General features: G+C 48.2%; 9 protein-coding genes and 1 tRNA gene. 6 read left to right on the forward strand and 4 right to left on the reverse strand.

Annotated elements, in window-relative coordinates; translation table 11 throughout:
• Positions 1–44 precede the first annotated feature (44 nt).
• From HGP28_RS11875 to pepA, 3 genes are all read right to left on the reverse strand, one after another.
• Positions 45–2,900 (reverse strand): valine--tRNA ligase, encoded by a 2,856-nt coding sequence (locus HGP28_RS11875; protein ID WP_168836685.1) that lies wholly within the window; start codon positions 2,898–2,900, stop codon positions 45–47.
• 417 nt (positions 2,901–3,317) lie between these two features.
• Complete coding sequence (locus HGP28_RS11880; protein WP_168836686.1) at positions 3,318–3,767, reverse strand: DNA polymerase III subunit chi; 450 nt, start codon at positions 3,765–3,767, stop codon at positions 3,318–3,320.
• A gap of 96 nt (positions 3,768–3,863) precedes the next feature.
• Entirely contained in the window at positions 3,864–5,372 is a 1,509-nt protein-coding gene (gene pepA, locus HGP28_RS11885; protein WP_168836687.1) for a leucyl aminopeptidase, read from the reverse strand.
• Between the two features lie 191 nt (positions 5,373–5,563).
• Between pepA and lptF the strand changes: the two genes are divergently transcribed.
• The 4 genes from lptF to HGP28_RS11905 all read left to right on the forward strand — a co-directional run bounded on the left by lptF (position 5,564) and on the right by HGP28_RS11905 (position 10,994).
• A complete protein-coding gene (lptF, locus tag HGP28_RS11890) occupies positions 5,564–6,667 on the forward strand; it encodes an LPS export ABC transporter permease LptF (protein WP_168836688.1) in 1,104 nt (367 codons plus the stop codon).
• Positions 6,668–6,669: 2 nt separating this feature from the next.
• On the forward strand, positions 6,670–7,740 hold the full coding sequence (gene lptG, locus HGP28_RS11895) for an LPS export ABC transporter permease LptG (protein WP_168836689.1): 1,071 nt from the start codon (positions 6,670–6,672) through the stop codon (positions 7,738–7,740).
• A gap of 204 nt (positions 7,741–7,944) precedes the next feature.
• Positions 7,945–9,672, forward strand: a complete 1,728-nt coding sequence (locus HGP28_RS11900) for a DUF1800 family protein (protein WP_168836690.1) — start codon at positions 7,945–7,947, stop codon at positions 9,670–9,672.
• Positions 9,673–9,674: 2 nt separating this feature from the next.
• Positions 9,675–10,994 carry a DUF1501 domain-containing protein gene (locus HGP28_RS11905; protein ID WP_168836691.1) on the forward strand — a complete coding sequence of 440 codons (1,320 nt, stop codon included), beginning with the start codon at positions 9,675–9,677 and terminating at the stop codon, positions 10,992–10,994.
• 119 nt (positions 10,995–11,113) lie between these two features.
• On the opposite strand, the gene HGP28_RS11910 is transcribed toward HGP28_RS11905, so the two are convergent.
• Positions 11,114–11,608: an RDD family protein gene (locus HGP28_RS11910; protein WP_168836692.1), complete on the reverse strand. Its 495-nt coding sequence runs from the start codon at positions 11,606–11,608 to the stop codon at positions 11,114–11,116.
• Positions 11,609–11,842: 234 nt separating this feature from the next.
• On the opposite strand from HGP28_RS11910, the gene HGP28_RS11915 reads away from it, so the two are divergent.
• Positions 11,843–11,927 (forward strand) — tRNA-Leu (locus HGP28_RS11915).
• 510 nt (positions 11,928–12,437) lie between these two features.
• Positions 12,438–13,004 carry a hypothetical protein gene (locus HGP28_RS11920; protein ID WP_168836693.1) on the forward strand — a complete coding sequence of 189 codons (567 nt, stop codon included), beginning with the start codon at positions 12,438–12,440 and terminating at the stop codon, positions 13,002–13,004.
• The last annotated feature ends 114 nt before the right edge of the window (positions 13,005–13,118 follow it).

Below are 13,118 nucleotides of genomic sequence, written 5' to 3' on the forward strand. Positions count from 1 at the left end.
GTCACATTATGGACGGGCTTTTTTATTGTCATGTGCGATTACACTTACAACGCCGCAATCGTGGCTTGTTGCTCTTGCAGTTTGAGCAGAGTTTGCTGATAGCCTTCCAGTTTTTCACGCTCTTTGGCGATCACCGCTTCTGGTGCTTTTGCGACAAATCCTTGGTTACCCAATTTGCCTTCGATGCGTTTAATTTCACCTTCGGTTTTGCTCATTTCTTTCGCAAGACGTGCCAGTTCCGCTTCTTTATCGATAATACCCGCCATTGGGATCATCAGCTCAGATTGACCGACAAGCGCGGTTGCACAAGCGGGTGTGGTTTCACCCTCAGCCAACACGCGAACCGACTCTAGCTTCGCCAGTGAAGTGAGAACTTGTTTGTTCGCCTCAAGACGAGCGGCATCAATAGCATCGGCTTTGAGCATCACTTCCAGTGGTTTGCCTGGGTTGATGTCATATTCCGCGCGTAAGTTACGAATGCTGGTGATGAAGGTTTTCACCCACTCGATATCATCGAGCGCTTGCTGGTTAAAGTTGGCGTCATCGTACTGCGGCAGAGTTTGCAGCATGATGGTGTCACCTTGGACCGCAGGAATGAGCGGTTTGATGCTTTGCCAAATGGTCTCAGTGATGTATGGGATCACTGGATGTGCCAAACGCAGCGTTTTTTCAAGTACTGTGATCAGCGTACGACGAGTACCGCGTTGCTGCGCTTCGGTGCCTTTCCATAGAACCGGTTTGGTCAGCTCAAGATACCAGTCACAGAATTGGTTCCAGATAAATTCGTAGAGCGTATTCGCTGCCATATCGAGACGGAAGTTATCGATATGGTTGTTGAACGATTTCGCTGCCAGTTCAAACTGAGACTCGATCCATTTATCGGCCAGTGAGTACTCAACATCGTTGTCGTTGAAGCCACAATCTTGCTCTTCGGTGTTCATCAGCACGTAACGGCTGGCGTTCCAAAGTTTGTTACAGAAGTTGCGGTAACCTTCAAGTCGCTTCATATCCCAGTTGATGTCGCGACCCGTTGATGCCATTGCTGCTAGCGTGAAGCGCAGGGCGTCAGTACCATAAGCTTCGATGCCGTGTTCAAACGTTTTACGCGTGTTCTTCTCGATTTTCGCGGCCAATTGAGGCTGCATCATGTTGCCACAGCGTTTCTCAACCAGAGACTCAAGATCGATACCATCGATCATGTCGATTGGATCAAGCACGTTGCCTTTTGACTTCGACATCTTGTCGCCGTTTTCATCACGGATAAGGCCCGTGACATAAACGGTTTTAAATGGCACTTGTGGTTTACCGTTTTCGTCCTTGACGAAATGCATGGTCATCATGATCATGCGCGCTACCCAGAAGAAGATGATGTCAAAACCGGTAACCAGCACATCCGTTGGGTGGAAAACTTTCAATTCATCCGTTTGCTCAGGCCAGCCTAAGGTGCCAAATGTCCACAGTGCAGAGGAGAACCAAGTATCGAGTACGTCATTGTCTTGATGCAGTTCGATAACGGTTTCTAGGTTGTTGTTTTGACGAACTTCGTCTTCACTGCGACCAACGTAAACATTCCCCTGGTTGTCGTACCATGCCGGAATGCGGTGACCCCACCAAAGCTGGCGCGAGATACACCAATCTTGCACGTCACGCATCCAAGAGAAGTACATGTTTTCGTACTGTTTCGGCACAAATTGGATGTCGCCGTTTTCAACCGCTTCAACAGCGGTTTTCGCTAGCGGCGCTGTGCGAACGTACCACTGGTCGGTGAGCATAGGTTCAATCACCACACCGCCACGGTCGCCATAAGGTACGGTTAAGTCATGATCTTTGATTTCATCCAATAGACCTAGCTCGTCGAATTCAGCGACGATGGCTTTACGCGCCGCAAAGCGCTCCATACCATGGTATTTCTCAGGAAGATCCGTTGCATAAACATCCGATGCTTCGCCGTTAGTGTTGAACACTTCCGCAGCATCACGAATGTTGGCATCGAACGTTAGAATATTGATCATTGGTAGCTGGTGGCGCTTACCGACTTCATAGTCGTTGAAGTCGTGTGCTGGCGTGATTTTTACACAGCCAGTGCCTTTTTCCATATCAGCGTGCTCATCGCCCACAATGAGGATGCGACGATTGACGATAGGAAGGAGCAGCTCTTTACCGATCAGATCTTGGTAACGCGGATCGTCTGGGTTAACCGCAACACCCGTATCGCCAAGCATGGTTTCAGGACGCGTGGTGGCAACGACGATGTAGTCTTTGCCATCGGCGGTTTTTACGCCATCAGCCAGCGGGTAACGGAAGTGCCACATATGGCCTTTCGTCTCTTTATTCTCAACTTCAAGATCTGAAATAGCGGTGTGCAGCTTCGGATCCCAGTTCACCAGACGCTTGCCACGGTAAATCAAATCATCTTCATACAGACGGACGAACACCTCTTGAACCGCATTTGACAAGCCTGCGTCCATAGTGAAGCGCTCACGATCCCAATCGACTGACGCGCCAAGGCGACGCAACTGTTTTGTGATGGTACCGCCAGACTCGGCTTTCCATTCCCAGATTTTATCGATAAACGCTTCGCGGCCGTAATCGTGCTTGGTTTTGCCTTCTTCTGCTGCGATCTTACGCTCAACCACCATTTGAGTCGCGATGCCTGCGTGGTCTGTACCGACCTGCCAAAGGGTGTTCTTGCCTTTCATACGCTCGCAACGGATCAGCGTGTCCATGATCGTGTCTTGGAACGCATGGCCCATATGCAGGCTACCTGTGACGTTCGGTGGCGGGATCATGATGCTGTAAGCGTCTTTAGTGGTGTCACCGTGTGGCTTAAAGTAGCCGTTCTCTTCCCAAGTCTGATACAGAGCTTGTTCGATTGAGGTTGGGTTGTATGTTTTTTCCATAGCACTCTTTCTCCTCGTCATATTTGGACGAATAGCGGCGTTAGCTGCATTCATAAAGCTCAATCACATACTGATGTATGCTCATGAGTTTATTCATTTGCTGCCTTGCTCTAAGTCCAACTATTTAGAGGACTGGTTCTGGTTAATCATGGTCAATGCTTATAAGTGAACTCTCGGTCAAGAGAGCTTATACCCAAATGACTTCAAGATGCTGGATTCAGAGCCGACTCACTGGGCAGAGAGCAAGGCAAACAACGCAGTGAAATAGCCAGTCTATTTTCAAGTTGTTTAACGCCGCTATCGGTTCAGTGATTGGCTCCCAAGGGGCGTTCTGTCTCGCCTCACTGATAAACCAAGTCATTCTCGCTGAACCTCGCATCTTGAGGTTACTTGGGTATAACTATAAGTATTGACCGTTTAAGGGTGTTGAATTTCGATTGTTTGCAGCTGGTACCCTGCTTGACGATAGATTTTATACCGTTCTCGCGCGAGCTGCTTTGCTTTTTCTGTGCAAGGAACGAAGTCTATCACTTGAGCAAACTGCTTCGCAAAGGTTGTGTTGACATCCGCTAAATTGATAACCAATTGTCGGTTCCAGGTTGGCTTAGCCCCAAGGTAGCCAATCTCGATAGGCGTGGCGTATTTGGGGCCTTCTCCCACCAGATTATGCGCAACAAATTGCTCAGCGGTCACTTGCCAAAATATCTCAGCGTAATGCTCAGCGTCGGTTTTATCATTGGCGCACAGATAGATTTTGGCGCCTTGTTTGGCGTAGTGCTGAGCCAAAAAAATCACATAGTCCGCAAACCCAGCTGCCTCGGCTTGCGGAGAATCGGGCTTTACGACATAAAACGTGGCGTGATTCATTGGTCTTTACTACTCCAAACGTCACAACAAATTCGACGCAGTCAGCAATCCCCGTGGGACGCTATTACAAGAAAAAAGGGCCATCTGGCCCCTTTTTTATTCTTCTGTTTCTTGGCCACTGCGGTTAAGTAAGAACTGCACCAGCATTGACACAGGACGACCCGTTGAGCCTTTTGCCGCACCGGATTTCCATGCCGTGCCTGCAATGTCAATATGAGCCCAGTTATACTTTTTGGCAAATTTAGACAAGAAGCAACCTGCGGTGATCGTTCCTGCTGGACGGCCCCCAATGTTTGCCATATCTGCAAATGGGCTCTTGAGCTGTTCGTGGTACTCATCGGCCATCGGCAGACGCCATGCTCTATCACTGGCTTGTTCAGAGGCGTTGATAAGCTCATGGGCCAGTGGATTGTGGTTTGAAAGCACACCACTAATGTGATGACCAAGGGCAATCACACATGCACCAGTCAGAGTGGCAACGTCAATCACGCAATCGGGTTCAAAGCGCTCCACATAGGTCAGCGCATCGCACAGCACCAAACGACCTTCAGCATCGGTGTTGAGCACTTCAACCGTTTGGCCCGACATGGTGGTAAGAATATCACCCGGACGGTAAGCATTGCTGCCTGGCATATTTTCACAGCCTGCTAAGACGGCAACCACATTGATCGGTAGATTCAATTGCGCGAGGGCTTTCATCGTACCAAAGACCGATGCTGCGCCACACATGTCGTATTTCATCTCATCCATGGCTTCGCCAGGTTTTAGCGAGATACCACCGGAATCAAAGGTCAAACCTTTACCAATCAGCACAATTGGTTTTGCGCTTGGATCGGGATTGCCACGGTATTCCATTACCGACATCATGGATTCATTTTTTGAACCACGACCAACGGCAAGGTAGGAGTGCATGCCAAGCTTGTCCATCTCCTGCTCACCAATGATTTTGGTGGTGATGGAGTCAAAATCATCCGCAAGGCGACGCGCTTGTGATGCGAGGTAAGCGGGATTGGCGATATTGGGTGGCATGTTGCCAAGATCTTTTGACGCTTTAACACCATCGGCAATGCTTAGGCCGTGCGCAATGGCGCGCTCGCCAAGGTTAAGCTCGCGACGCGTTGGAACGTTGAACACCAATTTACGCAATGGACGGCGCAGCTCAGGCTTATTGCTCTTGAACTGATCAAAGGTATAAAGGCCATCTTTGGTGGCTTCAACCGCTTGACGCACTTTCCAATAGGTATCGCGGCCCTTAACGTGCAGCTCAGTCAGAAAGCAGACCGCTTCCATTGAGCCCGTTTCGTTAAGAGTGCTGATGGTTTTTTGAATAATCTCTTTGTACTGACGCTCCCCAAGCTCACGCTCTTTGCCGCAACCGACTAAAAGCACCCGCTCAGATAACACGCCGGGAACTTGATGCAGCAGAAGCATCTGACCGGGTTTACCCTCGAGATCACCGCGACGTAGCAGTGAACTGATGTAGCCATCACTTATTTTGTCGAGTTGTTCGGCGACGGGAGAAAGGCGGCGTGGTTCAAATACGCCGACAACAATACACGCGCTGCGCTGTTTTTCGGGACTGCCACTTTTTACACTGAACTCCATGCGTACTCCTACATCCTGAAGACAAATCAGACTAAATGTTAGATAATGAATGATTAGTTGTTCAAATCGTTGGCAGACTTCGGTTAAAGTGCCACCTTAACATTTAGCCGTAATTATTAAAAAATATAAGGTTCAACGGGAAATTATAGTGATTCCATCAAAAATACAAGTTTTGTCTAGGTACTTTCAGCGTGATTATTGTTAGATATTTGATCCGCGAAACACTCAAGAGTCAATTTGCGATTTTTTTCGTACTTTTCCTTGTGTTTCTGAGCCAAAAATTCATTAGCGTATTGGCGGATGCGTCCGATGGCGACATTCCCGCTGGGCTTATTTTGTCGATTGTCGGTTTAAATATGCCGTCAATGGGGTTATTGATGTTGCCGCTGAGTTTGTATATCGGCATTTTGATCACCTTTGGCCGACTCTACGCGGAAAGTGAAATTGTGGTGATGAACGCCACAGGGATAGGCAATAAATTTCTCGTGCAGGCGGCACTGTATTTAGCGGTGCTCACGGCGGGCTTAGCGGCGTTTAATGCGTTGTGGTTGGCGCCGTGGTCGCAAGACAGAGTCGAGCGTCTTATGGAGCAGGTGGCGGCAGAAAACAGTGTTGATTTGCTGCAGCAAGGGCAGTTTCAGCGCTCACCTGACGGCTCGTCGGTGATTTTCATCGACTCAATTAAAGACAAACGACTTAATAACGTCTTTGTTGCACAGCTCAATACCGAAGGCTCAATGCTGCCAAGCGTGTTATTTGCGCAAAGCGGAGAAGTGCGCGAACTGAGCGATGGTCAGCAACTCATCGTGGTGGATGAGGGCACACGCTACGCCGGCATTCCAACTCGCCTTGAATATATGATCACTGAATTTGAACAGTATCAAGGTGTGATTGGTCAGCGTGCGGTGAAAGAGAAAGGCCGAGATTGGGAGGCGATGCCAACCCTAGCGCTGATGAATGATCCGTCGCCAAAAGCGCAAGCGGAATTGCAATGGCGTTTGTCGCTGTTTATCTGTATTCCGTTACTCACTATGTTAGTGATTCCACTTTCTGCTGTGAACCCAAGACAAGGGCGTTTTGCCAAAATGGGCCCTGCGATTTTGATTTATTTGGCGTATTTCTTAGCCATCAGTGCAATGAAATCCGCATTGGAAGACGGCGCGGTGCCATCTGACATTGGCATGTGGCCAATTAATATTGCGCTACTGCTGGTCGCCATTGCGGCTAATTTGATGGACAGTGTTACGGTTCGCCGAATGAAAGAGTCGCTACGTAAGAAGTCTGAGGCGGTATAACGATGTTTAAGATCTTAGATCTCTATATTGGCCGAACGATTATCGCAACCTCTGCTTTAGTGCTTTCGGTATTTGTCGGGCTCTCCGGTATTATTAAGTTTGTTGAGCAACTGCGCAAAGTAGGCCGTGGTACTTATGACATGCTTGATGCGGTTTTGTTTGTTCTGCTTAGCGTGCCGCGCGATATCGAAATGTTTTTTCCGATGGCGGCACTGCTTGGCGCTCTGATTGCGCTTGGTATGCTCGCCTCCAGCTCGGAGCTGGTGGTGATGCAGGCGGCAGGCTATTCCAAGCTCAATATTGGAGTGTCGGTATTAAAAACCGCGTTGCCACTGATGGTGATGGTGATGGCGCTGGGTCAATGGGGCGCGCCGCAAGCGCAAAAAATGGCGCGTGAACTTCGCGCATTTGCCCTTTCAGGCGGTTCTATTGTGTCGGTGCGCGCAGGCGTGTGGGCGCGAGATGTCAACGATTATATCTTTATCGCCAAAGTGGAAGACGAGAAGCTGTATGGCGTCAATATTTGGCAGTTTGATGCGGATAAACAGTTACAAACTATCACGTTCGCAGAAGAGGTGGATTACCAACAAGATAATCGTTGGCTAATGCGTTACGTCCAAGTGACCAACATGGAAAACCCCGAAAAAATCACCAAAACATCGCTAGAGCAGCAAGATTGGCTGACAACGCTCGCGCCAGACAAGTTGGCGGTGGTGACGGTGAAGCCAGAAGAGCTGGCATTAAGTGGTTTATATGATTATGTCAGTTACCTTAAAGCATCAGAGCAAGATGCTTCGCGTTATGAATTGGCATTTTGGCGCAAAGTGTCTCAGCCACTCTCTGTCGCGGTGATGATGCTGATGGCGCTGTCATTTGTTTTTGGGCCGCTGCGTAGTGTAACTATGGGCGCGCGAGTGCTCTCTGGCGTGGTGGCGGGATTCGCGTTTTACATTTCCAGCGAATTTTTTGGTCCTTTGACCTTAGTGTATGGCATTCCACCTGTGATCGGCGCGTTGGCGCCGAGCGTGGTATTTCTTATTATCGCCATCATGCTGTTGCGACGAAAGTTATAGCAAACTGTCATACCGTTTGGAATGTGAAACCGATATGAATTAAGAGAAGACCGTAAGGTCTTCTTTTTTTATATCTATATTCAAGTACGCATACGATAAATTTGAATCAAAACGACACTTATTGATAATTTTGACATTCCGCTGTTTGTTTCAGAAGAACGGGGTGGTATATCCACGACTTCGTTTTATTGTTGGAATGTGTAAGTGGCACAAAAAATTATCGCATTTGGCACAGCACTGTTATTAACCGGGTGTCTGGGTTCAAGCCAGTCATCGAATGAGAGTGAGAATAGCGCGCTACCGTATTGGTTACCGCAATCTGCGCCTGAGGTATTAACGCCTCAGCAACAGACTCATTTGTTGCAGCACGCTACCGCGACGGGTGATGAAGATGTCGCCGAGGAGCTAGCGGCGTTAGGTTATATAACGTGGATGAGTCAGCAGTTTGCGTTGCCCTTTGCTAGCCAAAAATCGCGTTATGATGCGATTGACACTGCATTGCAAGGAGCGGTGCCTCAAGACAATTGCCGCTGGGTTCGCTTTGATCGTAGCGATGTGCGCGAAGGCATTTGGTGGGAGAGCCTACTCTTTGGTGAGGATCAGCTGCGTCAACGCGCGGCATTTGCACTAAGCCAGCTTTTGGTGGTCAGCCGCAAAGACAATCCAATGCGCAACCATCCGCAGGCATTGACGGCCTATTATGACATTCTTCTCAAGCACGCTTTTGGTAACTATCGTGATCTGCTTGAAGAGATCACTCTCAGCCCTGCGATGGGGGCATTTTTGAGTATGGCAAATAGCAAAAAGGCCAACCCAAAACGAGGCACCTTTCCGGATGAAAACTTTGCTCGTGAAGTGATGCAGCTTTTCACTATCGGACTGTATGAGCTTAATCTTGATGGCTCCGTTAAGCGTGATGCCAGCGGCAACCCGATAAGCACTTACTCTCAAAAAGATGTTGAAGAAGTCGCACGCGCACTCAGTGGCTGGACTTATTCTGACATTGAACGCGATGAGGAAGGCAAAATCATCCACGGTAAAGGCTATGTGAAGCCGATGGAGCCGGGCAGTGATAAATGGGGTGTATGGCACGATAGTGAAGCGAAAGTCGTGCTTGGCCATGTATTGCCCGCAGGCCAAGCGCCATTAGAGGATGTGCAAGCGGTATTAGACATTCTATTTGAACATTCGAACACCGCACCGTTTGTTGCCCGTCATCTGATCCAGCGCTTGGTCACCTCCAATCCTTCGCCTGAGTATATTGAGCGCGTCGCAAGTGTGTTTGTTGATAATGGTCAAGGCGTGCGCGGCGATTTAAAAAGCGTATTGGCTGCCGTTTGGCTTGATAGTGAAGCGCTTAATGGCGCTGTCGATTCAACGCGTTATCCAATACAAAAATTGAAAGAGCCTGTCCTTGCACTAGCGGAAGTGTTTCATCGCCTAAACGCTGAAAAATCCGATTCAAACGCGTTTGTATTAGATACCAATGAAGTTTTCAAATCAGTTGCGCAGGGGCCGCTCAGTGCCAATTCGGTGTTTAATTTTTATTCACCGGATTATAAACCCAGTGGCCCCTTATTGGATAATCAACTCTTTGCCCCTGAATTTGAGATTTTTCCGTGGGCTGGATTTATTGGCTATCAAAACATCGTAAGAACGCGCATGAATCGAGTGGCAAAACCCGATACGCTGCGTTGCGATAATGCCCTTCATTTTGACCTCACTGACTACCATGCCGCTGCGCAAGACGCCGATGCGATGGCATTGCCGAACTTGATCAATCAACGCTTTTTCGGTGGCGCTATGAGTGATGAACTCACGCAAGCGATTCTCACTGGTGCTGAGAAGGAGAAGCCAACGGCTTATCACAATAAAGCCGCTCTTGCGATCACGCTGGCAGTGACCAGTCCAGAATTTTTAATTCAGAGGTAACCATGGTTTCTCGTCGTGATGTACTAAAAAATATGGCGCTATTTTCCTTAACCGCGCCAATGTTAGGAACCGCATCGTTGGCTTGCGCCTCTAGCGCAAGTCGAAGCAAAGCATTGGTGATTGTGATGCTTGATGGCGGCAATGACTCGGCTCACATGGTGATACCAACCGGTGAGCATTATTCGCAATATCAAGCTATTCGGCCCGAATTGGCCATCGATGAAGCGCGGTTATTGCCGATCCCTCAAACGGGGTTTGATCATAATGATCAAACCGTCGCCCTCGGTTTGCACCCGAAAATGACACAATTGGCGGAACTGCTTAATCGTCAAGAGGGGAACGTTATCGTCAATTGTGGTGTATTGCGTGAACCTGTGACTAAAGCACAAGCCGAAACCCAAGCGTATCGTTTGCCGCCGTTTTTGTTCTCCCATAACTCTCAAAAAGTCGAGCTGGCGAAAAGCGCGGCTGGCCACAATCTCACCACCGGCTGGGTCGGGCGTTTGATGGACGTGATCCGTGATGACTCATCGAACATTGACCCTTTATTTAGCCACGCAGGTGATGCACTGGTGCTGCGAGCGAGCACACTCAGCCAGAATATCATTCGTGGTGATAACATTGCCAAGCTCAACACGGGTGCCAATATCACGCAGCAGTTGGATAGTTATCTAGAGAATGGGTGGTCAGATCCTTTTGACGCAACGGTAGCACAGGTGGGACGTGATGCGATTCACGTCGCGCAAGATCTCATAGATGTGATTGATGCAGCCGATGAACACGATGCTTTTGTTTATCCTGATACGGGACTGGGTTTGCAATGCAAAGTTACCGCAAAATTGATTCGGAGTAGAGCTGCATTGGGGCATCAGCAACAAGTGTTTTTCTTGCAACTCTCAGGGTTCGATACTCATGCGAATCAACAGGAAACGTTGGATGAAAAATACGCTGAACTGAGCGATGCGTTAGCCACGTTTTATCAGCACCTCAAAGTGCTGGGACTGCATCATGATGTGATCACGATGACAATGTCAGATTTTGGTCGCCGAATTCCGGTCAATGGTACTGGTACGGATCATGGTTGGGGTGGGCATCAGTTGATTTTGGGCGGTGATGTACAAAGCACTCAGTTTATTGGCCGATGGCCAGAATACAATATTGATGGGCCCAATATGGTGGAGCGTGGACGCTTACTACCGACTACGGCAACCGATCAAATTAATATTGCAGTGGCTCGTTGGCTCGGGGCGACGGAAACGGCAATTAACCATGTGTTCCCCAACGCGATCAAATTTGAGGCACTCAACATCCTCAAAGTGTAGATAATCCTCTTTCCACCTGAAGTTGCAGCTTTGTTGGTCGGCACTCTTGAGATCACTTGGGTATAATGGACGTTAGTTGCTGACTGTCTGGCTGCATCTTCAGTGGGTTGGCGCTCTATTTAACGGGGTTGCGACAACACCACGACTTGAGTTTTAGCCCACATATCATGAACCCCGCGCTTTTTAGGGTCGAGTAACGCGGCTAAATTAGCCAGCCCAAAGCCGGATGTGGCGAGTCGGATCAGCGCTTGACTGACCGTGATACGGCCCCCTTGTAGGTTTTGCACTTCCAATTTCCAAGCGCGCATGCCAAGGGTTTGCCCAGCGCGCACCCAGAAAAAAGTAAAAAAACCAATCCAAACCAAGGCTAAATACGCAACGTAAACAGGGCTCCAAACCGGGTGGTGAGTCAGCATATCACTGACATCTTGATAGCCGGCGTAGTGAATCACGCCAAAAGCGAGTAGCGCTTCAAGCGTTGCAACAACCACACCTGCTGCCAGCATTTCAAGCGCAATAACAATGAGCCCATCATAAAGTAGCGCAGCCACTCTGCGGCCAAATCCTGCTTGGGTTAATGAGGCTGAGTGGTGCGATGTAGCACTGGAATTCATAGGTATTGGGTTCGGTTGTAAAAGTGTAGCTTTAGCATACTGGCTTGATTAAAAGGAAAAAAGGCTTACGGCCATTTAAACTTCTTGGCCACGATGTTAGCTCACAATTTTACGAGATTATAGCTGGTGCGAAGTGGTGCAAATCGCAGCAATTGAATCAAGCTCATATGATTTTGTGTTGCAGTCATTTAGAAACTTGGTATAGTTCATGGCAACAACGGGAGCATTCCCGATGCCGGTGTGGTGAAATTGGTATACACGACGGATTCAAAATCCGTTTCCTTCGGGAGTGGCGGTTCAAGTCCGCCCACCGGTACCAAATTTAAAGACAAAGCCTCGACGAAAGTCGGGGCTTTGTTGTTTCTAACACAATCAAAAGTTTACCTCAGTTTTCCTTTCCTGTTATCAGCGAAAAGTCTCTCCCGATAGACTCTCGTTATCAACGCTGAAATTTCTCCCATGGTCCATCTATGGTTCATCGCATGCCGATTCTGTGCGCAAGGGAATCCTAGTAAATCCAACAAACACCGGTTGCTACAAAGATGCAAGCCAGTATTGCCAAGGGCTGTGGGGGGTAAGAACCATGGTGCGACCATGGTGAATTTACAGTGCTATGGGTTCAGGTAGGTAGTTTGGTTTGGGTGAAAGTTCGTTTTGATGAATTGGTCTTTAAGCCTTTTATCATGGGGTTTGTTGGTTAGTGTGTATTAAAGCCGTAGGGGATATACATCAACAAACAACTACACAGACACATTCATCGGCAAGTTGTGTTCGATATGCAACTGTGTAATCTTTGGTGTAATGTCATCCAAATGGAGTTGATTGCACTATGAAAGTGATATTCGTCGATGCGGAAAATGTTGGGCTGAAAGAGCTTGAAAAGATTAATGCCTCGATTGTCGATAAGGTATTTGTGTTCTCGAAATCAGATGCGGTTAAGTTGGTATGCGAAAAGTCTATGTACCTTTGCTTGAATGATTACCCCACAGGACAGAACCAAGCTGATTTCTACATTATTGCCTACCTATCAAGAGTGTTACTGGCTTTGGATAAGAAGCAATTAGGTTCGATTCATTTCGAGCTATACAGTAATGATGAAAATCTAATTACGGCATTTGAATTTCAGTGTGATCAACTTGGGGCTAACTGTCAGATCATTCGAACTAGAGAGCAGACTGTCGTACCTATCACTGAATCAGCATCAACATCACCAAAACCGAACTCAGCAGAAGCCAAGTTATTAAAAGCTCTTAAATCACCGCACTCGTTAGATCCCGAATTTCAGCAGCGGTTAGGGTTATCTAAATCTGATTTTACTAAAGCAATTAATGAGCTATCGAAAAGCAATCAAATCAAGCGCTCTCCTCAGTCGAAGAAAATGTGGGTGAGATGTTAGCCTTGCTAGTAGCATCAAGTCGTAAATATCGCCGTTAAATGTCCACTGGGTGACTATTTTGGGGCTTCTCTGCGGTAACTGTCACTGACCACTGAGTAGGGGGCCGCTGGCTGT

This window comes from Vibrio agarilyticus (assembly GCF_012641465.1).
Classification (GTDB): domain Bacteria; phylum Pseudomonadota; class Gammaproteobacteria; order Enterobacterales; family Vibrionaceae; genus Vibrio; species Vibrio agarilyticus.